At 66.2% G+C, this 25,715-nt stretch carries 23 protein-coding genes and 1 pseudogene; 17 read left to right on the top strand and 7 right to left on the bottom strand.

Going from position 1 to position 25,715, the window contains the following annotated elements; translation table 11 throughout:
* Positions 1-16: 16 nt before the first annotated feature.
* The 3 genes from CKO40_RS09515 to CKO40_RS09525 form a co-directional block, all read right to left on the bottom strand.
* Entirely contained in the window at positions 17-850 is an 834-nt protein-coding gene (locus tag CKO40_RS09515) for a LabA-like NYN domain-containing protein (protein WP_200345971.1), read from the bottom strand.
* 149 nt (positions 851-999) lie between these two features.
* Positions 1,000-2,946, bottom strand: a complete 1,947-nt coding sequence (gene acs / locus CKO40_RS09520; RefSeq protein ID WP_200345972.1) for an acetate--CoA ligase — start codon at positions 2,944-2,946, stop codon at positions 1,000-1,002.
* A gap of 155 nt (positions 2,947-3,101) precedes the next feature.
* On the bottom strand, positions 3,102-3,689 hold the full coding sequence (locus CKO40_RS09525; protein ID WP_200345973.1) for a class I SAM-dependent methyltransferase: 588 nt from the start codon (positions 3,687-3,689) through the stop codon (positions 3,102-3,104).
* Between the two features lie 204 nt (positions 3,690-3,893).
* Between CKO40_RS09525 and CKO40_RS09530 the strand changes: the two genes are divergently transcribed.
* The 4 genes from CKO40_RS09530 to hypE all read left to right on the top strand — a co-directional run bounded on the left by CKO40_RS09530 (position 3,894) and on the right by hypE (position 8,055).
* Positions 3,894-5,249: a nickel-dependent hydrogenase large subunit gene (locus CKO40_RS09530; protein ID WP_200345974.1), complete on the top strand. Its 1,356-nt coding sequence runs from the start codon at positions 3,894-3,896 to the stop codon at positions 5,247-5,249.
* A gap of 51 nt (positions 5,250-5,300) precedes the next feature.
* Positions 5,301-5,573 (top strand): HypC/HybG/HupF family hydrogenase formation chaperone, encoded by a 273-nt coding sequence (locus CKO40_RS09535; protein ID WP_200345975.1) that lies wholly within the window; start codon positions 5,301-5,303, stop codon positions 5,571-5,573.
* On the top strand, positions 5,570-6,814 hold the full coding sequence (hypD, locus tag CKO40_RS09540) for a hydrogenase formation protein HypD (RefSeq protein ID WP_200345976.1): 1,245 nt from the start codon (positions 5,570-5,572) through the stop codon (positions 6,812-6,814). Before CKO40_RS09535 ends, hypD begins: the two co-directional genes overlap by 4 nt.
* A 251-nt stretch (positions 6,815-7,065) precedes the next feature.
* Positions 7,066-8,055 (top strand): hydrogenase expression/formation protein HypE, encoded by a 990-nt coding sequence (gene hypE / locus CKO40_RS09545; RefSeq protein ID WP_200346027.1) that lies wholly within the window; start codon positions 7,066-7,068, stop codon positions 8,053-8,055.
* 168 nt (positions 8,056-8,223) lie between these two features.
* On the opposite strand, the gene CKO40_RS09550 is transcribed toward hypE, so the two are convergent.
* Positions 8,224-8,940 (bottom strand): SDR family oxidoreductase, encoded by a 717-nt coding sequence (locus CKO40_RS09550; protein WP_200345977.1) that lies wholly within the window; start codon positions 8,938-8,940, stop codon positions 8,224-8,226.
* Between the two features lie 422 nt (positions 8,941-9,362).
* On the opposite strand from CKO40_RS09550, the gene CKO40_RS09555 reads away from it, so the two are divergent.
* Positions 9,363-9,977 (top strand): DEAD/DEAH box helicase family protein, encoded by a 615-nt coding sequence (locus tag CKO40_RS09555; protein WP_200345978.1) that lies wholly within the window; start codon positions 9,363-9,365, stop codon positions 9,975-9,977.
* Between the two features lie 222 nt (positions 9,978-10,199).
* On the opposite strand, the gene CKO40_RS24910 is transcribed toward CKO40_RS09555, so the two are convergent.
* Together CKO40_RS24910 and CKO40_RS09560 are read right to left on the bottom strand one after the other, a co-directional pair.
* The gene (locus tag CKO40_RS24910; RefSeq protein ID WP_276570804.1) at positions 10,200-10,325 is read right to left on the bottom strand and encodes a hypothetical protein; all 126 of its coding nucleotides are present in this window, start codon (positions 10,323-10,325) and stop codon (positions 10,200-10,202) included.
* Between the two features lie 40 nt (positions 10,326-10,365).
* Positions 10,366-10,773, bottom strand: a complete 408-nt coding sequence (locus CKO40_RS09560) for a hypothetical protein (RefSeq protein ID WP_200345979.1) — start codon at positions 10,771-10,773, stop codon at positions 10,366-10,368.
* 179 nt (positions 10,774-10,952) lie between these two features.
* Here CKO40_RS09560 and CKO40_RS09565 point away from each other — a divergent pair, with 179 nt between their 5' ends.
* The 6 genes and pseudogenes from CKO40_RS09565 to CKO40_RS09590 all read left to right on the top strand — a co-directional run bounded on the left by CKO40_RS09565 (position 10,953) and on the right by CKO40_RS09590 (position 16,664).
* Positions 10,953-11,594, top strand: coding sequence for a hypothetical protein (locus CKO40_RS09565; protein ID WP_200345980.1), 642 nt, complete (start codon positions 10,953-10,955; stop codon positions 11,592-11,594).
* A 302-nt stretch (positions 11,595-11,896) separates the two neighbouring features.
* Positions 11,897-12,553, top strand: a complete 657-nt coding sequence (locus tag CKO40_RS09570; protein WP_200345981.1) for a hypothetical protein — start codon at positions 11,897-11,899, stop codon at positions 12,551-12,553.
* Positions 12,546-13,536 (top strand): annotated as a pseudogene (locus CKO40_RS09575) (Rpn family recombination-promoting nuclease/putative transposase). The gene CKO40_RS09570 and the pseudogene CKO40_RS09575 overlap by 8 nt, the downstream one beginning before the upstream one ends.
* A gap of 42 nt (positions 13,537-13,578) precedes the next feature.
* Entirely contained in the window at positions 13,579-14,748 is a 1,170-nt protein-coding gene (locus tag CKO40_RS09580) for an AAA family ATPase (protein WP_200345982.1), read from the top strand.
* Complete coding sequence (locus tag CKO40_RS09585; protein WP_200345983.1) at positions 14,745-15,188, top strand: hypothetical protein; 444 nt, start codon at positions 14,745-14,747, stop codon at positions 15,186-15,188. The genes CKO40_RS09580 and CKO40_RS09585 overlap by 4 nt, the downstream gene beginning before the upstream one ends.
* A gap of 66 nt (positions 15,189-15,254) precedes the next feature.
* Entirely contained in the window at positions 15,255-16,664 is a 1,410-nt protein-coding gene (locus CKO40_RS09590; RefSeq protein WP_200345984.1) for a DEAD/DEAH box helicase, read from the top strand.
* 213 nt (positions 16,665-16,877) lie between these two features.
* Here CKO40_RS09590 and CKO40_RS09595 read toward each other — a convergent pair whose 3' ends face one another.
* Positions 16,878-17,078: a PH domain-containing protein gene (locus CKO40_RS09595; protein ID WP_200345985.1), complete on the bottom strand. Its 201-nt coding sequence runs from the start codon at positions 17,076-17,078 to the stop codon at positions 16,878-16,880.
* A gap of 428 nt (positions 17,079-17,506) precedes the next feature.
* Here CKO40_RS09595 and CKO40_RS09600 point away from each other — a divergent pair, with 428 nt between their 5' ends.
* The 6 genes from CKO40_RS09600 to CKO40_RS09625 all read left to right on the top strand — a co-directional run bounded on the left by CKO40_RS09600 (position 17,507) and on the right by CKO40_RS09625 (position 25,648).
* Complete coding sequence (locus tag CKO40_RS09600) at positions 17,507-18,067, top strand: hypothetical protein (RefSeq protein WP_200345986.1); 561 nt, start codon at positions 17,507-17,509, stop codon at positions 18,065-18,067.
* Positions 18,046-18,369: an ATP-binding domain-containing protein gene (locus CKO40_RS09605; RefSeq protein ID WP_200345987.1), complete on the top strand. Its 324-nt coding sequence runs from the start codon at positions 18,046-18,048 to the stop codon at positions 18,367-18,369. Before CKO40_RS09600 ends, CKO40_RS09605 begins: the two co-directional genes overlap by 22 nt.
* 460 nt (positions 18,370-18,829) lie before the next feature.
* Entirely contained in the window at positions 18,830-20,083 is a 1,254-nt protein-coding gene (locus CKO40_RS09610) for a 6-phosphofructokinase (protein WP_200345988.1), read from the top strand.
* 214 nt (positions 20,084-20,297) lie between these two features.
* On the top strand, positions 20,298-21,074 hold the full coding sequence (locus tag CKO40_RS09615) for a hypothetical protein (RefSeq protein ID WP_200345989.1): 777 nt from the start codon (positions 20,298-20,300) through the stop codon (positions 21,072-21,074).
* Between the two features lie 115 nt (positions 21,075-21,189).
* Positions 21,190-23,385 carry a sodium-translocating pyrophosphatase gene (locus CKO40_RS09620; protein WP_200345990.1) on the top strand — a complete coding sequence of 732 codons (2,196 nt, stop codon included), beginning with the start codon at positions 21,190-21,192 and terminating at the stop codon, positions 23,383-23,385.
* Between the two features lie 184 nt (positions 23,386-23,569).
* Positions 23,570-25,648, top strand: a complete 2,079-nt coding sequence (locus CKO40_RS09625; protein ID WP_200345991.1) for a sodium-translocating pyrophosphatase — start codon at positions 23,570-23,572, stop codon at positions 25,646-25,648.
* Positions 25,649-25,715 lie beyond the last annotated feature (67 nt).

A 25,715-nucleotide genomic window follows, 5' to 3' on the forward strand; every position in this document is an offset into this window, starting at 1 on the left:
CAGCCAGCGTCAGAGGTCAGCGATTGATATTGAACGCCAGCCTGACATTGTTGGCGACCAAGCCATTGTCTTTCTGATCGCTTTCGTCCAGATAGAATTCGAGGATGGTCTCGCGGTTCATCAGCATCTCTTCGGTCACCTCCTCGGCAACCTCGTTGGCATGACAGAAGACGCTGACGTAGGGCGATCCGGGCTCGCGCGGATCGGTGATCCAGAGGTCGGTCGAGATCGTGTTCATGAAGCGCAGGAATCCGTAACCCTTGTCAGGGAACCACTTGGTGCAGACGCCGCGCACGCAGGAGCCGGCCTTGCCCCATTCGTTGCGCGGTTCATAGGAGACCGGCAACAGATCCGGGATCAAGAAACCCGGCCAGAAGGCGTCGGCCTTCTGCTGCAGGGCGCGGGAGACGTTCTTGAACCCGATCAGCTCGACGCGGCAGCCGCGATTCTGCAGGGCCTCGACGACCTGCAGGAAATCCCCGTCGCCGGTGACCAGGATCATCTGGTCCAGCTTCTCGGCCTGGAGCATCGCATCGACCGCCATGTCCAGATCGGCATTGGCCTTCATCGAGACGTTGCCGGCCTCGTCAGTATAGCGGCGCACATACTTGACGGTGATCTTCCAGCCGAAATCGCGCACCATCTGCTGATAACCACGGCTCTTCTTCGCGTATTCGGGGTCATCACGGGCGCGTTCTTGATCGTAGGAGATATAGGTATTGAGGCGTTGCAGGACGCCATTGTCGCGGGCTGCAAAACGACGCAGCACGTCGTAGCGCATCTGGTAACCGCCGTTATAACGGACATTCTCGGCGTCGACATAGACGCCAACTCGCTGGCAATTAGGCAATGAGATCAACCTCGTTGGGACAGGCGCGCAGGACAGGTCTGAAATAGCAAGATCGATTGACCGCCGAGCCGGAGTCGGGAAGGGCTCCGGGCGGCTGCTCCGGTTACGGCGCTGGCGCCAGCGCGCCGCAACCGGTTGTCGGTGAGCGACTATTGGTTGGCGCGGTTGTCGATCAGCTCTTCGACCACGCCGGGGTCGGCAAGTGTCGAGGTATCGCCCAGGGTGCTGATCTCGTTGGCGGCGATCTTGCGCAGGATACGGCGCATGATCTTGCCGGAACGGGTCTTCGGCAGACCGGGCGCCCACTGGATGATGTCGACGGTCGCGATCGGGCCGATCTCGTCGCGCACCAGCTTGACCAGCTCCTTCTTCAGCGCGTCGCTCGGCTCGACGCCGGCCATCGTGGTCACATAGGCGTAGATGCCCTGGCCCTTGATGTCGTGCGGATAGCCGACGACCGCGGCCTCGGCGACGCCGTCGTGCAAGACCAGCGCCGACTCGATCTCGGCGGTGCCGAGCCGGTGGCCGGAGACGTTGAGCACATCATCGATGCGGCCGGTGATCCAATAATAGCCGTCGGCATCGCGTTTGGCGCCGTCACCGGAGAAGTAATAGCCCGGGTATTGCTTGAAGTAGGTATCGATGAAGCGCTGGTGATCACCGTAGACGGTGCGCATCTGGCCCGGCCAGGGACGGGTGATGACCAATGCGCCCTCGGCCTCGCCCTCGAGCAGGGTGCCGGTGGACGGATCGACCAGCGCTGGCACGACGCCGAAGAAGGGCTTGGTTGCTGAGCCCGGCTTGGTCGCGGTGGCGCCCGGCAGCGGGGTGATCAGATGGCCGCCGGTCTCGGTCTGCCACCAGGTATCGACGATCGGGCAGCGGCCGTCGCCGACGACATTGTGGTACCACTCCCAGGCCTCCGGGTTGATCGGCTCACCGACGGTGCCGAGGATGCGCAGGCTCTTGCGCGAGGTCTGCTTGACCGGCTCCTCGCCGGCGCGCATCAGCGCGCGGATCGCGGTCGGTGCGGTGTAGAAGGTCGCGACGTTGTGCTTGTCGACCACCTGCCAGAAGCGCGACATGTCGGGATAGTTCGGGATGCCCTCGAACATCAGCGAGATCGCGCCGTTGGCGAGCGGCCCATAGACGATGTAGGTGTGGCCGGTGACCCAGCCGACATCGGCGGTGCACCAGTAGACCTCGCCCTCGCGGTAATCGAAGGTGTACTTGTGCGTCATTGCCGCATACACCAGGTAGCCGCCGGTGGTGTGCAGCACGCCCTTTGGCTTGCCGGTCGAACCCGAGGTGTAGAGGATGAACAGCGGGTCCTCGGCCTCCATCGGCACCGCCTCGCACTCGGCCGAGGCATCGGCCATCGCCTCGTCGTACCAGAGGTCGCGGCCCTCGCTCCAGGCGACCTCACCGCCGGTGCGGCGCACAACGATGCAGGTATCGATGCTCGGGCACTCCTCGAGTGCCTTGTCGGCATTCTTCTTCAGCGCGACGTTGCGTCCGCCGCGCACGCCCTCGTCGGCGGTGATCAGCAGCCGGCACTCGGAATCCTGGATGCGATCGCGCAGCGAGTCGGGCGAAAAGCCGCCGAAGACGACCGAGTGGATCGCGCCGATGCGGGTGCAGGCGAGCATCGCGACGGCGGCCTCCGGGATCATCGGCATATAGATGCAGACCCGATCGCCCTTGGTGACGCCGCGCGACTTCATCACGTTCGCGAGCTTGCAGACCTCGGCATGCAACTCGCGATAGGTGACCTTGCGGTCCTCCTCCGGGTTGTCCCCTTCCCAGATGATCGCGACCTGATCGCCGCGGGTCGCGAGGTGCCGGTCGAGGCAGTTGTAGGCGACATTCAGCTTGCCGCCGTCGAACCAGCGGATACGGACGTCATCCGGGCCGTAGTCGTAGTCCATCACCGTGCTCCACTTGTCGAACCAGGTGATGTGCTGTTCGGCCTGCTCCGCCCAGAACCCTTCCGGGTCGTCGACCGAGCGCTGATAGAGGCTGCGATAGGTCTCTTCGTCGATGAGCGCGTCGGCGGCGACATCGGCGGGAACAGGATAGGTCTTGATATCCGACATGGTGGGCGATCTCCTCAGGACAGCTCTGTAAGATGACGACTGCGGCATCCGTTCCGCTGATGATTTCGCGAGATGAACCCACGGAGTCTAAACGCTCGCCAACTAGGCGGCTAGGGCAGGGCGCCGTGGCTTGCGCGATCGGTCTGGGCGCGCCATCAGCGTCGAGCACGGGCAACCGTGTAGTGAGCGCCCTGTTTGACCTTGTCGTAGCTGCCGAAGATCTCCTTCAGGTTGCGCTTGATGAACTCGCGCAAACCGTTGATGGTGACGAGATAGATGGAGCCGCCGGGGCGCAGCCGCTGGTGGGCATCGTGCAGCAGGATCGCGAGCAGCTCCTTGCCGACCTTCGCCGGGACGTTACTGGCGATCAGGTCGAATGCCGCCTCTGGGGGGACTTGATCGAACCCGTTGCTGAGGCCAATGCTGGTGTTCTTGAGCCCGTTCAGCTCGGCGTTGCGTTGCGCGAAGTCGACCGCGACGAAGTCCTTGTCCACCAAGCGCGTCCGGCCTTGCGGCGCGAGTGCCGCCAGCGTGAGCCCGATCGGACCATAGCCGCAGCCGAGGTCGAGGCAGTCGGCATCCTGTTCGACCTCGACATACTTGAGCAACAGGCGTGTCCCTTCATCGATCTCGCGCGGCGAGAACAGGCCCCAGGTGGACTCGAATTGCAACGGATGGCCACGCAGCTCCGCCGAAAAACGGATCGGCTGGCGCAGCGCGGCGAGCTGGTCGGGCGCGAGCATCGCTTAGGCGTCTTCAGGTGCAAAAGCCTGTAGTCTACAGGGCCTTGTTCCGTTCGCGTTGGCTAGACTCCGCGGGAACAGTTGAGGAAGGGGTCTCGATCCGATGTGGCGGTTCTCTACTCCGGGCATGGCGGCAACCACTGAAGACCGCGGCGGGTATGCTTGCAGTGCGTTCGGCGATGTCGCGACAGCCCGGCGGCCGGCATGAGTGAGCTCTCCGGACATCTGGCAATCAAGGTCGAGGCCGCGAGCGCGGCAGTGACCATCCGCTCGTCCCGCGTTCTCGCGGCGACGCGGGTGTTCGCCGGGAAGCCGCCCGACGAGGTGGTCCGTCAGCTGCCGATGCTGTTCAGCCTGTGCGGGACGGCGCAAGCGGCTGCTTGTGCTGATGCCTGTGAGCGAGCGCTCGGACTGACCGCAGAAGAGCCGGTACGCCGGCGACGGCAGCAATTGGTTCAGGCGGAGACCATCAAGGAGCACCTTTGGCGCTTACTCTTGGATTGGCCGAAGGTGGTGGCGCCAACGGTTGTGCAAGCGGCGCGGCCTAGCCCGGCGATGCCGGCGATGGCGCAGGTGATGCAGCGCTTCGTCAGTCTCCGCCAGACCGTCGGAGAGGGTACCGATGCGGACCCCCTGCGGCCGCGATGGAGCGGCCCAGCGCCGAGTATTCCAGATGCGGTGCTCCCGGCGTCGGGACGGCGCGACACTCCGGATCAGGCGGCCGCTGCGTTCTGCGACTTCGCGGGCTTGGTGCGGGAATACGCGCTGCAGTCGGACCCGGCGGATTGGCTGGCCGCGGTCGATAGCACGGACGCGCTGATGCGCTGGGCCGAGGACGCGCCCACGACCCCGGCGCAGTTGCTCCGGACGCTGATGGCCGAAGGCCTGGCCGATTGTGGTGCGAACCCGGTGCCGAGGCTGGCCGGGATCTCGATCGATGGCCTCGAGCAACGGCTTGCCTGCCCCGATGCGGAGGCCTTCGTCGCGGCGCCGCAATGGCAGGGTGGCTGCCGGGAGACCGGTCCGTTGTCGCGAGCGGCCTCGCATCCGCTCGTGGTGGCGCTGCTGGCGGATCTCGGCAATGGTCTTCTGACCCGGCTGGCGGCGTTGCTGGTCGAGCTTGGGTGGGCGGCGTCGTCACTGCAGTCGGCCGCAGGTGATTCAGCCGACGCGACTAGGGCTTTCAAGGCGGCCGAGTCGGATCGCGCGCTCGCACCAGCGCCCGAGCCGATCATGGAGCCCGCCGCCACGTCCGGCGCGTCCGCCGGCTTGGCCTTCAGCGCGGCTGGGCTTGATCCAGACGCGGCCGAGGTCGGGATCGGGCTCAGCGAGGCCGCGCGCGGCCTGCTCGTGCATCGGGTGGTGATTGCCGATGCGCTGGTGCAGCGCTACCAGGTCGTCGCGCCGACCGAATGGAATTTCCATCCCGAAGGCGTGGTTGCGCAGGGGCTTGCGGCCATTGCTCGCAGCGGTGTCAGCATTGCGGAGCTGGAACGGCTCGCCCATCTCTACATCACCGCAGTCGATCCCTGTGTCGAATACCAGCTTTCTGTATCCTGATGGCCGGCGTGCGCACTGCGCGTCGGCTGCCACTGCTTGGAGCCTACTCTTATGTGCCTTGCGATCCCTGCTCAGATCCTCGAGATCGACGCCGAGACCGATATGGCGACGGTGTCGCTCAGCGGCGTGCGTCGGCCGGTCTCGCTTGCACTGATCGACGATGCCGAGGTCGGTGACTATGTGTTGGTGCACGTCGGCTATGCGCTGAACAGGATCAGTGCCGAGGAGGCCGAGCGCACTCTGGCGATGATCCGGGAGATCGGTGAGCTCGAGCAGGACGAGGGGATGGCTCAGGCGGGGCTTGACGTGGAGGGCAACCGATGAAGTACATCGACGAGTTTCGCGACGGTGAGTTGGCGCGCGCACTGGCGCAACGCATCGCCGATGAGGCCGATCCCGGGCGCGACTACCGCCTGATGGAGTTCTGCGGCGGTCATACCCATGCGATCTTCCGCTATGGGGTCCAGGACCTGATGCCGGCGAATCTGCGCTTCGTGCACGGCCCAGGCTGTCCGGTCTGCGTGCTGCCGATGGCGCGCATCGATCAGGCGATCGCGATGGCGCTCGAGCACGAGGTGACGCTCTGCACCTATGGCGATCTGATGCGCGTGCCTGCGAGCGAGCGCAAGAGTCTGCTCAAGGCCAAGGCCGACGGCGCCGACATCCGGATGATCTACTCGACCCAGGATGCGCTGGCTGCTGCGCGCAGCGCCCCTGAGCGGCAGGTGGTGCTGTTCGCGATCGGCTTCGAGACCACCACGCCGCCGACCGCGGTCGCGATCAAGGCCGCCCGCGCCGAAGGGCTCGAGAACTTCTCGGTCTTCTGCAACCATGTGCTCACGCCGGCCGCGCTCGGCACCATCCTCGCCTCGGCCGGCGGTGGGCAAGACCCAGGTCAGGGCGCTGATCGAGGCGCGGGCGCACAAGGCGAGGCCGGGGTCCAGCTCGACGGCATCCTCGGTCCCTCGCATGTCAGCACCGTGATCGGCAGTCGTCCTTACGAATTCGTCCCGTCTACGTTCGGCAAGCCGGTGGTGATCGCCGGGTTCGAGCCGCTCGATGTGATGCAAAGCGCGCTGATGCTGATCCGCCAGATCAACGAGGGCCGCCGCGAGGTCGAGAATCAGTACCGGCGGGCGGTGACGCGCGATGGCAACCGCAAGGCCCAGGCCCTGATGGCCGAGGTCTTTGCGCCGCGCGAGACCTTCGAGTGGCGTGGACTCGGCTTCCTGCCGAACAGTGCTTTGCGCATCGCCGATGCCTATGCGGACCTCGACGCCGAACAGCGCTTTCCGGTCACGCCGCGCACCTCCCGTGAGATCAAGGGCTGCGAGTGTCCGAGCGTCTTGCGCGGGGTGATGGAGCCCACTGATTGCAAGCTGTTCGGCACCGTCTGCACGCCCGAGAACCCGATGGGCGCCTGCATGGTCTCGTCCGAAGGCGCCTGCGCCGCCTACTGGAGCTATGGGCGGTTCCGCGCTCCGGTCGCCGGCCCTGCCGTCGGGGCGTCGCAGGAGACGGCCTCGGCCGCCCGGGCCAGTCAAGATTCGGCGGTGGGCGTCTGATGGCCGCTGGCAGCGACCAACCGACCGGCGAGCGCAGGTTGAGCGCTTCCGCTCCCGCCTCGGGCTCCGCTTCTGCCCCTGATCAGTCTTCGGGCCAGGCTAGTGATCAATCCTTTGGTGATCGATCCGTCGAGCACGGCTCCGACGCGGGTGATCGGCAAACCGCGCAGAAGGCCGGGCAAGCGGCGGGCTCGAAGGGCGCTGCGCGCCGTTTCGCCGGCCGACTCGACCTGAAGCGCGGCGCCGTCGATATGAGCCACGGCAGCGGCGGCCGCGCGATGGCGCAGCTGATCGATGAGCTGTTCTATCGCTACCTTGGTAACCCGCTGCTTGAACAGGGGAACGATCAGGCGCTGTTCCAGCCGCCGCCCGGCCGGCTGGTCACCAGCACCGATGGTCACGTGATCTCGCCGCTGTTCTTCCCGGGCGGTGACATCGGCTCGCTGGCGGTGCACGGCACCGTCAACGATGTCGTGATGTCCGGTGCCCGGCCGCTCTATCTGACCGCTAGCTTCATCCTCGAGGAGGGCCTGCCGCTGGCTGATCTCGACCGGATCGTCGCGAGCATGGGCGCTGCCGCCCGTGCCGCCGGGGTGCAGGTCGTCGCCGGCGATACCAAGGTGGTCGAGCGCGGTAAAGGCGACGGCTGCTTCATCGCCACCACCGGTATCGGCGTGTTACCGGACGGGATCGAGATCGCCGGTGAGCGTGCCCGGCCGGGCGACGCGATCCTGGTCAGCGGCAGCATCGGGGACCATGGTGTGGCGATCCTGTCCAAGCGCGAGAACCTCGGCTTCGAGACCGAGATCGCCTCCGACAGCCAGGCCCTGAACGACCTGGTCGCAGCGATGATCGACGCGGTGCCCGGCATCCATTGCCTGCGCGATCCGACCCGCGGCGGCCTGGCGACGACCCTGAACGAACTGGCGCTGCAATCGCAGGTCGGAATGCTGATCCGCGAGCCGGCGATCCCGGTTCGTGCCGAGGTCAACGGCGCCTGTGAGCTGCTCGGCCTCGACCCGCTCTATGTCGCCAACGAAGGCAAGCTGATCGCGATCTGCCCAGGCGATCAGGCAGAAAACCTGCTGGCGGCGATGCGCGCTCATCCGAAGGGGCAGGACGCCGCGATCATCGGCGAGGTAGTCGAGGACCCCCATCATTTCGTGCAGATGGAGACGACCTTCGGCGGCAGCCGCATCGTCGACTGGCTGGCCGGCGAGCAGCTGCCGCGGATCTGCTGAGGAGTGCGGCGCACTGGGCAGCGCACTCGTGGCCATAGCGGCCTGCTCGGCGGTGAAGTGGCTGCCCCGAACTGCCCCAGTCCGGGGGCGTGAGCACTCAGGTGTTGGCTGAGCGAAGCTGTCGCGACTGGTCGCCTCGGGATTGGGGCATGACTTGTGGACAGGCGCTTACCACGGGATGGGCTCGCCATGGCGGAAGAAACCGCCGCTCGGACCATCATCCGCCAGGGTCGCGGCCCAGACGATGCCTCGCGCGCCTTCTTCGATGCTCAGATGCGCATTCGAGCCGCCCATCTCGGTGCGCACCCAGCCTGGGCAGACCGAATTGATCTTGATGCCGCTCTCGGCGCCGAGCTCGTCGGCGAAGATGCGTGTGACCGCATTGAGCGCGGTCTTCGACAACCGATAAGCGGGACTGTAGCCGTTCATATCGCTGAGCTGACCCATGCCAGACGCGACGTTGACCACGCGGCCGTGTCCGTCCATCAGCGGGATCAGCAACTGGCACAACCGCAGTGCCGCCAGCGTATTCGTCTCGAAGGCCTGGCGGATCGGCTCGAGGTCGGCCTGCAGGATGCTCGACTCGGGAGTGCCGGGCGCTGGCCCGGGGAAGATGCCCGCGTTATTGACCAGCACCTCGAAGGCCCCTTGCTCCTGCTGGATACGATCGCGCAGCGCGATCCGTGATCCCTCATCGGTCACGTCGAGCAGCTGGAATGCGACCTCATGCCCAGCCTTGGCGAGCTCAGCGGTGGCGTTCCGTCCTTGTTCCTCGCGCCGAGCGGTCAGCAGCACCTGGTAGCCGCGCTCGGCGAGTTGTCGACAGGTCTCGAGCCCGAGACCACGATAGGCGCCGGTGACGACGGCGAGGGGTTTGGCTGCCATGGGGAACCTCCTTCAGTTGAATGTCAGCAACAAGGCTTCATCAGAGCTTGTGCAGACAATACCAAGACTGCGTCTGATCGACGCAATCCGGGTGCGGCCAGATACCTGCTCCGATAATCTCTGAATTGCGAAAGCAGTCGAGGTGTTTATAGCCATTCCGCCTGATCGCCGGACAGAAAGCGCCGGAAAAGTCAGCACCGATGGGCTCAGCCTGTCCGGACACCAGAGCGAGTGACCATACATCAATCGCCGGGCTTGAGCATCCGCCCGGCGCAGCGTCCAGCGACAGGTTCGGCTGGCTATCGCAGTTCGTGGTCCGAGGCACAGCGCGCCGTTTGTGGTCCGAGGTTCGGCCCAACAGTCTGGGTCACGGCTGCCACGTCGCGGTATGATCCGCATCGAGCCAGCATGGAGACCGACCCATGGACATCTTCACCCCCGGCATGCGCGTCACCTGCCGCGACGCCGAATGGCTGGTCACCCGGGTCGAGGCCGCCGGCAGCTACCGCCACCAGATCGTCTTCTGCACCGGGGTCGACGATCTCACCCGCGGCCATGAGGCCGCCTTCCTCACCCAGCTCGACCGCATCGAGGAGATCGACCCGCGCCAGACCCGCCTGGTGCGCGACGAGTCCAACGGCTACGCCCGCGCGCGACTATTCCTCGAGGCGCAGCTGCGGCAGATGCCGCTGACCGACCCGGCGCCGAACTTCGACGCCATGGGCGCCTTCACCCCGATGAGCTTCCAGAAGGAAGCGGTGCACCGCGCCCTGCAGCAGATCCGCCCGCGGCTGCTGCTCGCCGACCAGGTCGGCCTCGGCAAGACCATCGAGGTCGGCATGATCCTCAGCGAGCTGATCCGCACGACCCCGACGGCGCCGAGATCGCCGAGCTCGAGCGCCTGCTCGAGCTGCTGCAGCCGCTCGCGATCACCGCGAGCAGCCGTTATCGGCTGTTGCTCGATCAGCTGCACGCGATGGGCTGGGACGGCCGTGCCGGCAGCCCGCGGCTGCTGCTGTTCACCGAGAGCCGCCTGACCCAGCAGGCGCTCGCGCCGGCGCTGGCCGAGCAGTTCGCGCTCCCGTTTTCCGCCTGCTCAGCGATGTCGCGTTCTTCGAGCAGGGCTACCGTACCCTGCGCGCCCAGCCTGAGAACCAGGACTGGCCGCCGCTGGAGCAGACCCAGGCCCAGCTAATCTTCACCCCGCCCAAGGAGGTCGTGGGCCGACTCGGCGCCCCCTGGGTCGACAGCGAGCTGGTCTACGGCGCCTCGGCCATGCCCGAGGAGGCCTGGCCGGACGAGCGCCAGCTCTTCTTCACCGCCAGCCCCAAACGCGCCGAGACCGCCATCCAGGCCGCACTGGCGCAGAAGGGCCAATGGTCCAAGGAGCTGCTGCTCACCGAGCAGCACCCGGGGATGCAATGGCTAGCCGAGCGGCTGATGATGCTGCAGGGGCGCGGCGAGGCGCCGCTCATCGCCTCGCCGCATCTGCAGCCCGGCGAGCTGCTGTTCTGCTTCATCGGCCAGGTCAGCGCCCGCGTCGGTACCCCGCTGATCGTCGACCCGCACGCGGTCTCGTTTCAGAAAGGCGGCAAGTTCCGCATCCGCCCGCTGAAGGCGGCGCTGGCTGAGGTCCGCTTCGAGCAGCTGATCAACGCTGGTAAGCGCGGCAGTCTGCCGGAGCACCTGCTGCAGAGCTTCCTGTCCTCGGCCGTAGACCAGAGCCTGTATCACCTCAAACGGCTCAAGGACCGCCGCCGCGCCGAGCTCGAGCCCCGGGTGCAGGCCGAGACCCGGCCTGGATGCCTGGTTCGCGCGTTGGGCCACGCGCATCGAGGCGCAGCTCGCCGGCCTGCCGTTCGCCGGCAAACGCGCCGCGCAACTGCGTGCCAAGTGCGACGAGATGGAGAAATACCTGCAGGACCACAAAGAGCACTGGCTCGAGGGTCATTACTGGGCCGCCGACGCTGCAGGCCCGGCTGCCGCAGGTCCACAGCCGGCCGCTGCTCGAGGTGTTGGAGAAGTTCGCCGCAGCGCCGCGCAGGCTGGGCGATCTCAAGGGCGCGTATCTGGCCACGGAGATGTTCCACGAGTCGAATGCCCAGCGCGACGGCCTCATCACCCGCGAGGAAGACCCGAGCTTCCAGCCGCAGCGGCCGGATGACTGGGTGATCTCCGGGCCGCACTTCTATGTCGGCACCCCGTTCAACAAGACCCCGCGTTCGAGCTGTACCGCCAATGGCCACTACGACGACATCGACCTGACCGCGATCCCGGACGACTACCTGCCGCGCGCCGTCTACCGCCCCGGCGATCGCGACGGCGACCTGCGCGCCTTTCATCAGGCGATCCCGGAATGGCCCAAGCCGCGCCGGCCGGAGCCGGGACGCGGCGGCTTCTGGCCGGTCAGCGATGCCGCGGTGCCGGCCTACGAGGCCCTGATCGGCGAGCCGCTGCACCGCCATGGCATCGACCCCGACCGGCCCGGCGCCCGCACCGCACGCCAGTTCGGCTATTTCATCGCCTGGGAAGGCGATGTCGAGGGCGCTGTCAACTGGCTGCTGGCCAACGACAACCGCCGCGAAGCCCGGATTTCACCGCACGCTTTGCCGAGGTCCGGCTGCGGCAGGGCGTGCCGGACGCGGATACGATGAGAGGGTTGCCGCGGCCGTTGACGGCCTACAATCGCTACTTGAATCGCAGGCGTGGACAGCCAGCCAACGAGCGAACCTTGATCAGTGCCCTACTGCCAGCTGGCGCTCTACATACGAATACAGCGCTGAGCGTGACCTTTCTAGAGGGTCAGGATGCGCTGCTTCTAACCGGTTGTGCTCAAAGCATATTATTCGATTTTCTCGTGAAAGTCGGCGGTCGAGGGGATATCTACGAAAGCACCCTTGTCACCTTCCCGCTGGCTGATCGCCGTTGGTCAGGAATCCTATGGCGTACCGCACGTGTGAATTGTCTGACTCAGCACTACGCCGACCTCTGGCAAACCTGCTTCGACCCGGCTATCCGCGACGATGGCTTTACCCGCGCGATCCCGACGGCAGACTGCAGCCCGAACCCAGCGGTCTCGCGCCCCAGCGCATCATCGCCCGACCCCGACGGCCTGGCTGCCGAGGCGCCAAGCCTGACCCACCCGCCCGCCGGCACCCTGCGCTGGGACGCGCTGACCGCGCACTGGCAGCGCGGCTGCGCCTTGCGCACCGACCTGGAGCGCCGCCAGGCGCTGCTCGAGATCGACGTGCTGGTGGCGATGGCGCTCGGCCTGAGCGTCGATGAGCTGATCCAGATCTACGAGGTCCAGTTCCCGGTCATGCGTGCCTACGAGCAGGCCGACCGCTACGATGCGACCGGCCGCCGGCTGCCCAACACCGGCCGCAAGGAGGCCGGTGCGCGCGAGCTGCGCGAGGCCCTGCGCGAGCATGACGGCGAATCGCCGGTGTCGGTGAGCTGGGCGATCGACAACGGCCTGCAGACTCGGGCCCGCACCTTCTATCCACCATTCACACCGGTCGATCGCGTCGACGACTATCGCGCCGCCTATCGCGTGTTCACGGCGCGCCTGGCCAACCGGCAGGTGACGCCGGAGCCGGTCACCGATGGCTGAGCACGATGCCTCGTACACGCTGCTGTTCTCGCACCGGGAGCTGGTCGCCGATCTGATCCGCGGCTTCGTGCGCGAGGACTGGGTCGAGCAGCTCGATTTCGGCAGCTTGCAGCGGGTCAGCGAGATCGGCGTCAGTCATGACCTGCGCGAGCGCGAAGACGACATGATCTGGCGGCTGCGCTTCGGCGAGCGCTGGGTCTACGTCTATCTGCTGCTGGAGTTCCAATCCAGTGTCGGGCCATTGATGGCGGTGCGCGTGCTGACCTACGTCGGGCTGCTGTATCAGGGGCTCGCCGCCACCGGCGCGATCCCGAGTGGCGGCCCGCTGCCGCCGGTACTGCCCATTGTCCTCTACAATGGCGATCAGGCATGGCGGGCCGAGACCGAATCTCGGCGCACTGCTCGAGCCGGCCCTGCCCGAGCCATTGCGGCGCTGGCAGCCGCAGATCCGCTACCTCTTGCTCGACGAGCAGCGCGATGCCGGCGCCGAGCTGAGCGGACAGCGCAATCTCGCCGCGGCCTTGTTTCGGCTCGAGAACAGCCGCAGTCCGGAGGATATCCGACCGGTCTTGGCCAGTCTCATCGATTGGTTGACCGAGCCCGAACAGGGCAGTCTGCGCCGTGCCTTCGTCGTCTGGCTCAAGCGGGTCCTGCTGCCGGCCCGGGTGCCGGGGACCGAGCTGCCGGATGTCGCCGATCTCGAGGAGATGCATGCAATGTTGGCGGAACGTGTGAAGACCTGGACCGAGGAATGGAAACAGCAAGGCGTGCAGGAGGGCTTGCAGCAGGGCTTGCAGCAGGGTTTGCAGCAAGGCATTTGCCAAGGCGAGGCCAAGCTGCTGCGTCGGCAGTTGGTCAGGCGCTTTGGCGCGCTGCCGGGCTGGGCCGAGACGCGCCTGGAGCAGGCGAGCGAGGCAGAGCTCGAGCGCTGGGCCGAGCGCGTCCTGGAGTGCGCGACCTTGGATGAGGTCTTCGCCGCCTAGCTGCTCACCGCGTTGCATCCGAAGATGAGCTCATGTCGCCCGATGAACCGTCTTCATGTGGAGCACCTCGCCCAGATCGACCAAGCTGAGGTCGATTTCGGCGACCTGACACTGCTGGTGGGGCCTCAGGCCAGCGGCAAGAGCGTGCTGCTGCAGCTGTTCAAGCTGGTGCTCGATCACGGCTCCATCACGCAAACCTTGAAACGTTACGGGTATAGCTATGCCGCCGACCTGACCGATGGGGGCGGTGATCCCTTGCTGACCCTGATGTTCGGTGAGGGCATGGGGCAGATCTGGGGTGCCGATACCGTTGTTCGGCTCGGCGAGCGTCAGGTTTCGCTTGATCAACTGCGCGCTGGTAACGGGCGCGACGAAGAGTCGGTGTTCTTCGTGCCGGCGCAGCGGGTGCTGACCTTGGATCAAGGGCGCCCGCGCAGTTACGAGAGCTTCGAGGCGCTCGACCCCTATGTCGTCAAGAGTTTCAGCGAGAAGCTGAGGCGTTTGATGGAGCAGGGCCTGGGCGGTAAGGACAACCAGCTGTTCCCGATCAAGAATCGCCTCAAGGAGGTGCTGCGAGAGCGCATCGATTCCAGCATCTTCCATGGTGCGCGCGTGCTCCAGCAGTTGCATGATCTCAAGAAGCGGATCGTGATCAACGTCGGCGATGAGACGCTGCCTTATATGGCCTGGTCCGCCGGTCAGCGCGAGTTCATGCCGTTGCTGTTCGGCCTCTATTGGCTGATGCCGTCGGCCGGCGCGGCGCGCCGCAAGGGCGTGGACTGGGTCGTCCTCGAAGAGCCCGAGATGGGCCTGCATCCGCAAGCGATCCAGTCCGTGCTGTTGATCTGTCTCGAGCTGATGCACCGCGGCTATCGGGTGGTGATCTCGACGCACTCGCCGCTGCTGCTGGAGGCGGCCTGGGCGATCCGCACGCTGCAAGCGCAGCGTCATCCGGAGGACAGCCTCTTCGAGCTCTTCGATCTTCCGCACTCGCCAAGCATGCGTCAGGTCTTTGCCAATATCCTGGACGAAAAGGCATTGCATAGCTTCTATTTTCATCCAGCAGAGGACGGCGCGGTCACGACACGGGACATCTCTTCCCTTGATCCTGCCGACGCGGATGAGCTGATTGCCGACTGGGGCGGGTTGACGCGGTTCAGTAGTCGGGCGACCGAGGTCATCAGCCGGGTCATGCAGGAGGCGGGGGTGTGAGCTTGAAGCGCGCGTTCCCGGAAGCGATCGATCATGACCTGGGGGTGGCTGCTTACCGGCCCGGGCTCCAGGCGCTCAAGCGTGAAGATCAGCAGCGGGTGAATGTATCCGAGCCACGCGACTGCCATGGCAGTGCGGATATCGACAAGGCGTTGCTCGCTGCGTATCCAAACGAGCCGCGCTGGGATTATGTCCTGGCTCATCGGGAGACGGTGCATTTCGTCGAGGTGCATCCTGCTCATACCTCAGCGGTGCGCGAGGTCCGCCGAAAGCTGGATTGGCTGAAGCGGTGGCTGCAGCGAGGCGCGCTGGGACAACTGCGCAACCCGCAACGGTTCCATTGGATTGCCTCCGGAAAGGTCGCCATCACGCCGAACAGCAGGCAGAACCGCGAAGCGGCGATGATGGGGCTCAAGCCTGCTCGGCGGCTCAGCCTTTGACGTGATGGCGTCGATGGTGGGGCGCGGTCCGGCAGAGCAGGATTCAACGGACGGATAGGAACCCGAATGCTCCCCGCGACGCTCGCCCAGGATGTCCGCAAGCAGGTCTTGCACTATCTGCAGGCGACCTTCCGCCTGCGCGATCAGGCCACCGAGCAGGCCCTGGAGACCTTCTTCAACGATCCCGAGAACGGGCTGTTCAAGGGGCCCTGGCTGCAGGTGCGCCGGCCCTTCCGGCTCGATGACAGCGAGCTCTCGGCATTGTTCGCGCTGCCGATCCCGTTCGTCCCGTTCAAGCATCAGGCGCAGAGCTGGCGCCGCCTCAGCAGCCGCGGCGGCCAGCGTCCCCAGTCGACGCTGGTGACCACCGGCACCGGCTCGGGCAAGACCGAATGCTTCCTGTTCCCGTTGGTGGATCACTGCCTGCGGATGCATCAGGCCGGCAAGCGCGACGGCATCAAGGCCATCGTGCTCTACCCGATGAACGCGCTGGCGGCGGACCAGGGCAGCCGCATCGCCGAGCTGATCATGACCTCCGAGCAGCTCAGCGACGCGGTGGCCGGCGGGCGCAAGGCGCGCGTGCGCGTCGGGCTCTATACCGGGCGCCTGAGCCAGGGAGGCGGTCACGAGCAAGGCGCGGAGCCGGGCACCTACAGCGAGGTCACGGCGCGGCCGGGGGCCGGCGGGGGTGGCTGGACCTATCACCCGATCACCAACCGCGCCGCGATGCAGGCCGATCCGCCGGACATCCTGCTGACCAACTATCGGATGCTCGATTATCTGCTGCTGCGGCCCAAGGATGCCGGCATCTGGCGGCACAACCAGGCCGACCCCGAGCTGCTGCGCTATCTGGTGCTCGACGAGCTGCATACCTATGACGGCGCCCAGGGGGCCGATGTCGCCTGTCTGATCCGGCGCCTGAAGTCGCGCTTCGCGATGCCGCGCGGGCAGCTGTGCATGGTCGGCACCAGCGCCACGGTCGCCGGCGGCGATGACGAGACCACCCTCGACCCGGTCCATCGGCTGTGCGAGTTCGCCAGCACCCTGTTCGAGGAGCTCGTCACCGATGAGGCGGTGATCCAGGAGGATCGCTATCGGGTCGACGAGGTGGTGCGCACACCGGCGCTCGAGGTCGATGCGCTCCCGAGCGCCGGCGACTGCGAGCCGCGCCCGCGCGAGGGTGCCTGGCAGTATGCGGTGCGCATGGCGGCGCTGTTCGCCGGGCCGCGCTTCCCGATCGCGGCCGATGATCCCGGCTGGCCGCAGTGGGCGCCGCGCTACGCCAGCCTGCGTCCGCAGCTGGAAGCGCTGGACGACGCCGGGCGCTGGGGCGTCGCGCTGGGCGAGTGGCTGCGCTGGCATCCGCTGTTCCAGCGTCTGCTCGCGGCCACCGCCGAGGCGCCGGGGCATTGGCTGGCGCTGCTGCGGGCGCTTCCGGGCCGAGGCCGCGCCGATCTACGAGGCCTGGGGCTTTGAGCGCGACCCCAAGCCGCAGCTGGTGATCCTGAGCCCCTGGCGCGAGGGCGATGATCCCATCCCGGTCCTGGGGCAGCCGGGGTTGGAGGGGCTGCGCTGGCATCTGGCGCCGGGCTCGTTGGTGCTGCGCGAGGGCCCTGGTCCTTGCCCGCTGAGCGAGGAGCAGACCTTTGCGGTCAAGCTTGTGCACGAGCAGACGCACAAGCCGAACGGTCAGCGCGTCGGCGTCCAGCGCTGTCCGCATTGTCGCGAGCCCGGCGCCCTGATGTTCATCGGCAGCCGGGCGGCGACGCTGTCCAGCGTCGCGATCGACGAAGTGTTCGGGTCGGTGCTGAACGACGACCCCAAACTCCTCGCCTTCACCGACAGCGTGCAGGACGCGAGCCATCGCGCGGGCTTCTTCTCGGCGCGCACCTATCACTTCACCTTGCGCACCGCGCTCCAGCACCTGATTGATGCGGCCGGCGAGCAGGGCGTGCCCGTGCCGGAGGTCGGTCCGCGCTTGCTGGATCATTGGGCCGCCGCTGGGCTCGGCCGGCCGGGCAGCATCAAGCAGGCGCTGGCGACGCTGGTGCCGCCGGACCTGCGCGAGTACGCGCCCTATCTGGCGTTTCGCGATGGCGCTGTCGCGCGCCCACCGGCGGCATTGCGCGCCGAGATCGCCACTCGGCTGACCTGGGAGGCCGCCAGCGAGTTCAGTCTGCTGCTGACCCACGGCCGCACCATGGAGCTGCACGCGAGCGCGACGCTGGGCTGGGCTGGGCTGGGAACCGGAGCGTCTCACTGGCACCCTGGCCGCGCTGCGCCGGCGCCTGCCGCGCATCAGCCCGCAGTTGGAGGACTTGGACGACGCCTCGCTCAGGCTGTGGCTGCTGGGGCTGCTGCATCGCCAGCGCGAGCGCGGCGGGCTGCATCACCCCTATCTGAACGCCTATGCGCGTCAGGGCTTCTGGGGAAAGTATCCGCACGGCAAGCTGATCCAGGGGCGCGAGACCTATCCAGCTGCCGGCCGCTACAAGCCGCGGCTGTGGACCACGCATCCGGACAAGCATCAGGATCATCTGCTGGCGCCGCCACGCGAGGGCCAGCTGCGCGCCTGGCCGCTGGTCTGGACCCGGCGGGCGCTCGGGGTGCCCGGTCTCGATGACGCGACCCTGCTCGATCTGCTGGCGGCCTTCCTGCACGCCGGCGAGGCGGGCGGACTGCTGCGGCGCCTGCATCAGGATGGCGACAAGACCTGGTATGCGATCGACGCTGCCGCGGCGCGGCTGCTGCCGCACGGCGAGAAGCTGCGCTGTGACAGGGCGACCGGTCTGTGTTGCACGGACCTGAGCCGCAACGCATCAGCTGTGACGGCGACGACGCGGTCGCCCAGGCCACGGTGGCCTGGGTGCGAGGGCTGACCGAGGCTGGAGCGCTGAAGACCCACGAGATCTGCGTCACACCGGTGCGCTCGAGCGTGATCAGTGCGTTGCAGGCGAACGGCTTCGCAACGGTCGAGCTGAAGGCGCGCCAGGCGGACCCGGGCCAGGAGGAGGCCGGGGTACGCTTCGGCAGCAAGAAGCGCATCAAGGGCCTGGAGTTCAAGGCTGTCGCGATCCTCGACTACGCCGATGGCGGACAACCGGAAGACCGCTTCGAGAACTATGTCGCCGCGACCCGCGCGCGCCAGCAGCTGCTGGTGATCGATAAGGCGCGAACGTGACGCGTGCGCTCCGGCATGCACGCCTGCTAGCGAGTTGGATCGAAGCATGCCGAGCGTAAGGTGCGCTGAGAGATGCGGCTTCGCGCAAGCCGTCGGCGCGGCTCTTGAGCAGTGAGTTGGTGGCATCTTCCAGAGCAGGTATGCGGTTCCAGCGCTGCCACGACAGCGCTGGCCATCAGAAAGTCGCTTGGTCTGTGTTCGCGCATTCTGTACCCTAGGTGTCAATTCGCGTCCTGATCACTTGGTCCCGCATGTCACGTGCTGTCTTGCCTGTTTTGCGCCAGCTGCGCGATCGCGGCAGCCGGACTGCGCGAACGTGCGGCATTCGCTTTCCTGGGGTTCAGCTCCGTGGTCGGAGGTTGGGCTCTGGGGACCCCACTAGTCGGTTTGGCTGCGCTATGCCGCTAGACATCATCGCTTGTATCGCCTGCTTCGAGAACGCCTTGACGAGAGGACACTCATGACCGCGAAGAACGCCTTCTATGCTCAATCCGGCGGCGTGACCGCTGTGATCAACGCCTCCGCCTGCGGAGTCATCGAGACCGCACGCCAGCATCCGGACAAGATCGCCAATGTCTATGCGGGCCGCAACGGCATCATCGGCGCGCTGACCGAGGACCTAATCGACACCAGCCAGGAGTCCGAGGACGCGATCGCGGCATTGCGCTATACGCCGTCCGGCGCCTTCGGCTCCTGCCGCTACAAGCTCAAGAGCCTGGAGGCCAACAAGCGCGAGTACGAGCGGCTGATCGAGGTCTTTAAGGCGCACGATATCGGCTACTTCTTCTACAACGGTGGCGGGGATTCGGCCGATACCTGCTTTAAGGTCTCGCAGCTGTCGGAGACCATGGGTTTCCCGGTGCAGGCGATCCACGTGCCGAAGACGGTCGATAACGATCTGCCGATCACCGACAACTGCCCGGGCTTCGGCTCGGTGGCCAAGTACATCGCGACCTCGGCGCTCGAGGCCTCATTCGACGTGCGCTCGATGGCGAAGACCTCGACCAAGATCTTCGTGCTCGAGGTGATGGGCCGCCACGCCGGCTGGATCGCTGCCGCGGGCGGGCTGATCGAGGATCATGGGATGCCGGTGGCGGTGCTCTTCCCGGAGATCGAGTTCGATCAGGATCGGTTCCTGGCCAAGGTCAAGGCGATGGTCGACGCGCATGATTTCTGCACCATCGTGGTGTCCGAGGGGGCGAAATACCCGGACGGGCGCTTCCTGGCGGAGCAGGGCACCCGCGACGCCTTTGGCCATGCCCAGCTCGGTGGTGCCGCACCGGTGGTCGCGAATCTGGTCAAGGAGGCGCTCGGCTACAAGTTCCATTGGGCCGTTGCCGACTACCTGCAGCGGGCGGCCCGGCATCTGGCCTCGAAGACCGATGTCGAGCAGGCCTATGCCACCGGCCGTGCCGCGGTCGAGCTGGCGTTGACGGGCGAGAATGCGATCATGCCGACGATCGATCGCGTGAGCAGTGACCCGTACCAGTGGCAGGTCGGCAAGGCCCCGCTGTCGGAGGTGGCCAACGTCGAGAAGTTCATGCCGCGCGAGTTCATCACCGACGATGGCTTTGGCATCACGGCTGCATGCAAGTCGTATCTGCTGCCGTTGATCCAGGGCGAAGACTATCCGCCGTTCGAGAACGGGCTGCCACGGTTCGTGACGCTCAAGAACACTGCGGTCGAGAAGCGACTCGACGCGTTCGAGCTCTAGCCACCGTTCGGCACCTAAAGCAGTCGCGGCAACGGGGCGGTTGGGCGAGAGGCGGGCTACTTCCCCCTTGGCGCCTCTGCAAACCGTCCTGTTCGGCCAGTCTCTATCAGCAGGCCCGAGGCTGCCGGGAGTTTCCGGCGGCGTGGGCCGCGATGCGGTCCGTTCCAGGGTGTGATCAGTTCAGTTCCGTGCGTGTGATCAGTAAGGAGTGACGATGAGCGATTACCATCTTTATCTATCCCTGATCCCGGAGGCGCTGATCGCCTCCCAGCTCGAGCCGAAGGAGTTCGGGTCCTACTACGCGGTCGGCCGCAGCGGGCGGGTGTTCGGGGAGGCGATCTTCTTCGAGCTCGACCCCGCCTTCCGCTCCGATGACTTCGCTTTCGATCTTGCCGATGAGCGCTGCGTGACGCAGCCGGACGGGGCGCCGAAATCATCGGTCTATCTCGGGATCTACAATGTGCTTGCGCGCATCCCGATCTCGGCGCTCGGTAAGCTCTACCTGGTCACCGACGACGGCCGCACACTCGAGCTCGATCGGGGCGACTACACGCCGGATCGGGAGCATCCGCTGCACCTTTATCAGGAGTTCTGCCCGAAACGCCCAATCGTCGCGAGCCGACTCGAGCCGCAGGCGTTCTGCCGCTCGATCACCGATCCGAAGCGACCGGTCAATCTGCCGCGGATCGCGTTCTCGGACCTGATGCTCGGCGAGCTCGCGTTCGATCCGATGAACGGCAAGGCCGACGACCTACCCTACCCCTACATCGGGCACCTGCGGGATGTGCTCTCGGACTTCACCGCGAATACCAAGGACAGCAAGCTGGTGCTCAAGCATGTGCGCGAGGGCGTGCTCTATCGCACCGTCCAGAGCGGGTTCTTCGTCGGTGATCACGATCACTTCGCCTATTACCCGTTTCCGACTCGTGAGGAGCTGCAGTCGACCTACTACGACTGGTGGCGATCGGCTCAGATCGCCCATTTCGATTGATCCGGTTATGACGACGGCGCAGGCGGTACCGGCGTCGATCGATCCTTGACCAGGCCTCCCTCAATCTTGCCGTGGCGTCGCGCGCGCCTGGCGACCTAGCTGTAGAAGTCGAACCATGAACGAACCCGTCTTTTGGCTCGCTCCACTCGCTTCCATCTTTGCCCTCTACTTCGCTTGGCGCTTCTTCCGCGAGATGCGGACCCAGGATGAAGGCACCGAGACCATGCGCGAGATCGGCGCCCATGTGCGCAAAGGCGCCATGGCCTATCTGCGCCAGCAGTACAAGATCATGCTGGTCGTGTTCGCGCTGGTCGCAGGGCTCTTCTCGTACCTCGCCTACGGACTCGGCGTACAGAACCCCTGGCTGCCGGTCACCTTCATCTTCGGCGGCTTCTTCTCGGCCTTGGCCGGCTACTTTGGGATGCAGACCGCGACCCTCGCATCGACCCGGACCACAGCGGCAGCGCGGACCTCGCTGGCCGGCGCGCTCAACGTCGCGTTTCGCAGCGGGGCCGTGATGGGCCTGGTCGTGGTGGGGCTCGGACTCGGCAACCTGGCGTTCTGGTTCGTGCTGGTGGACCTGTTCACCGCCGGTGATCCGGGCGACGGGGCCTATCTGGTGCTGGTGACCACGACGGTGCTGACCTTTGGCATGGGCGCCTCGATGCAGGCGCTGTTCGCGCGTGTCGGCGGCGGCATCTATACCAAGGCGGCCGATGTCGGTGCTGACCTGGTCGGCAAGGTCGAGGCCGGTATCCCCGAGGATGATCCGCGCAACCCGGCCGTGATCGCCGATAACGTCGGGGATAACGTGGGCGATGTCGCCGGCATGGGCGCAGACCTGTTCGAGTCCTACTGCGGCTCGATCCTCGCCGCCTCGGCCCTCGGCGCCGCTGCCTTCGCCGCCGAGCCGGCGATGCAGATGAAGGCGATCGCGGCACCGATGGCGATCGCCGGTCTCGGTATCCTGCTCTCCGTTCTCGGTGTCTTCCTGGTCAAGACGCGCGAGGGCGCCGGCCAGAAAGAGCTGCTCGGTGCACTCTCGAAGGGGATCAACACCAGCGCGGCGCTGATCGTCGTCGCGTCGGCCGCGGTACTCTGGCTGCTGGGGATCGAGAACGTCTGGGGGGTCTGGGGGGCCGTCGTCAGCGGCCTGGTCACGGGTCTGGTGATCGGCCGCTCGACCGAGTATTCGACCTCGCCGTCGTTCAAGCCGACACGCAGCATCGCCGCGGCCGCTGAGAGTGGTGCCGCGACCACGATCATCGCCGGGATCGGGGTGGGCATGCTCTCGACCGTGATCCCGGTGCTGGCGGTCGCGACCGGGACAACGCTGGCCTATCTGTTCGCGTCCGGCTTCGATCCGACACAGATGACGCAGGGGCTGTACGGCATCGCGATCGCCGCGGTCGGTATGCTCTCGACCTTGGGTATCACGCTGGCCAGCGATGCCTATGGGCCGATCGCCGACAACGCCGGCGGCAATGCCGAGATGAGCGGCCTCGGTCCCGAGGTGCGCGAGCGCACCGATGCGCTGGATTCGCTCGGCAACACGACGGCGGCGACCGGCAAGGGCTTCGCGATCGGCTCGGCGGCCTTGACCGCGCTGGCGTTGATCGCCTCCTATATCGAGGTGATCCGGATCGAGATGATCAAGGCCGGGACGACGATGCTCGATCTCGGGCATGGCTTCAGCGTGGCCACCGCCGACGCCTCGTTGCTCGACTTCATGGCCTACTATGAGGTGACCCTGCTGAATCCGGCGGTCCTGGTGGCCCTGTTCCTAGGCGCGATGGTCGCCTTCACCTTCAGCGGCCTGACCGTCCAGGCGGTCGGTCGAGCGGCGCAGCTGATGGTCGAGGAGGTGCGGCGGCAGTTCCGCGAGAATCCGGGCATCCTCAAAGGCACGTCGGAGCCGGATTATGAGCGTTGTGTTGCGATCTCGACCGTTGGTGCCCAGCGCGAGATGGCCATCCCGTCGCTGATCGCGATCGCGGCGCCGATCGTGGTCGGGCTCTTGTTCGGTGTCGCCGGCGTGATTGGCCTGTTGGCCGGCGGGCTTGCCACCGGGTTCGTGCTCGCGGTGTTCCTCTCGAACGCCGGCGGTGCCTGGGATAACGCCAAGAAGCACATCGAGGCCGGAAACCACGGTGGTAAGGGCTCACCCGCCCACCGGGCATCGGTCATCGGCGATACCATCGGCGACCCGTTCAAGGATACCTCGGGCCCGAGCTTGAACATCCTGATCAAGCTGATGAGCATCGTGGCGATCGTGATGGCAGGCGTGACCCTCTCGTACACGCTGATCTGAAGACGTGCAAAGGGGATCTCGGCTGGCGGCGCTGCGCACGTGGCAGCGTTGGCGGCCGGGTCGCAACCCCTCTAAGGGGCTTGGGTAGCCGTCCGACAACGATGCCTGCGACCGTTGCTGGAGCAGATCAGCCTGCTTCCTCGCTTGCGCTCATCAAGTGTTCCGGCTTGAAGGGAGTCTTGCTATGTACCTCGGGGTGATCTTCGCGACGCTCTGCGCCCTGATTGCACTCAGCTTCGCCATCCTGTCGATCCGCTGGGTGATGCTGCAGCCGCAGGGGGATGAGCGAATGCGCCAAATCGCTGGTGCCATCCAGGAGGGCGCCTCGGCGTATCTTCATCGCCAATACCTGACCATTGCGGGCGTCGCGCTTCTGCCGATGCTGGGGCTCTGGCACTGGCTCGGTGCCGAGAGCGGGGTCGGCTTTCTGGTCGGTGCACTGCTCTCGGGCGCGGTCGGTTATGTCGGTGTGCTCGTCTGCGTCCGTGCGAACCTGAGGACCGCCGAGGCGGCCCGTCGCGGCACCAATGCGGCGCTCCAGGTCGCGTTCCGCGGGGGTATGGTCTCGGGTTTGTTGGTGGTCGGGCTCGCGCTGCTCGGTGTGGCCGGTTATTACCTGGTGCTTGCGCCACCCGATCCCGATGACTTTGCCGCGCAGACAGGGGCCCTCGGTGCGCTGATCGGGCTTGCCTTTGGCAGCTCGCTGATCTCCATCTTCGCCCGGCTGGGCGGCGGCATCTTCACCAAGGGCGCCGATATCGGGGCCGACCTGGTCGATCAGATCGGGTCCGGTCTCAACGAGGGTGATTCGCGCAATCTGGCCCTCATTGCCGACAACGTCGGCGATAACATTGGTGATTGTGCCGGGATGGCCGCCGATCTGTTCGAGACCTATGCCGTGACCCTGGTCGCGACCATGCTGCTCGGTTCGCTCCTGTTACAGGAGCACGCCGCCGACGCGATCGCCTATCCCTTGGTGCTCGGTGGACTCGCGGTGCTGGCGACGGTGGTCGGGACCTTCTTCGTTAAGCTCGAGCCGGGCGATACCCGTGTGCTCGCTGCCTTATCGAAGGCGCTGACGGTATCCGGTGTGCTCGCGTTCGTGCTCTTTGTCCCTGCGACCTGGTTGTTCCTGCCCGCTACCTTCATCCCCCCCGGTTCAGAGGAGGCCCTAAGCCGCTGGGGCGTCCTTGCGGCGGCAGGGATCGGACTGGTGCTGACAGGCCTGATCTTGGTGAGCACGGAGTATTACACCGGCACCGACTACGGGCCGGTGCGCGGTATCGCCAAGGCATCACTGAATGGCACCGCAACCAACCTGATTGCCGGCCTCGGCGTGTCGATGAAGTCGACCGGCGCCCCGGCGCTGATGATCTGCGGTGCCATCTGGGGCGCGTATCAGATGGCTGGTCTCTACGGCATCGCGATCGCGGCAATCTCGATGCTCTCGTTGACCGGTCTCCTCGTCGCGCTGAGCGCCTATGGGCCGATCATCGATAACGCCGGCGGGATCGCCGAGATGGCTGGAATGGACGCGCAGGTGCAGGGTGTCACGGACTCGCTGGACGCGGTCGGGAACACGACCAAGGCCGTGACCAAGGCCTATGCCATTGGATCGGCTGGGCTCGCCGCGCTGGTGCTGTTCGCCGACTTCACCCACTCCATGGCCGCCGGGGGCAACGTGCTGTCGTTCGAGCTCGAGAGTCCAGCGGTCTTGATCGGGCTCTTCATCGGTGCGCTCCTGCCCTATCTGTTCAGCGCGATGACGATCGAGGCGGTCGCTCGGGTCGCCGCCGTGGCTGTCGACGAGGTCCGCCGTCAGGCTCAAGAGGTGCCAGGCATCATGGCTCATCCGCCGAAGCTGGACGGTGGGCGCACCGTCAACCTGCTGACCAAGAACGCGATCAAGGAGATGATCATCCCTTCGCTGCTGCCCGTCGCGGTGCCGATGGCGGTCGGTTTCGGCATCCAGTGGCTGATGGGCGGCAACGCCGGTGCGTTGGCGCTTGGCGGCCTGCTGATCGGGACCATCATCACCGGCCTCTACGTCGCGATCTCGATGACCGCCGGCGGTGCTGCCTGGGACAATGCGAAGCGATACATCGAGGACGGCAATTTCGGCGGCCCTGGCTCCGATGCGCATCAGGCGGCGGTCATCGGCGACGCCGTCGGTGATGCCGGGAAGGACGCGGCTGGGCCGGCGGTGAACCCGATGATCAAGCTCATCAACCTGGTCGCATTGCTGATGGTGCCTCTCCTGTAGCGACAGCGATTGGAAGGGCGTCTCGTGATCCGCGTCGCGCTTGGCCGCACATGACTCGAGCAGCTTG

Source organism: Halochromatium glycolicum, assembly GCF_016584085.1.
Lineage (GTDB): Bacteria > Pseudomonadota > Gammaproteobacteria > Chromatiales > Chromatiaceae > Lamprobacter > Lamprobacter glycolicus.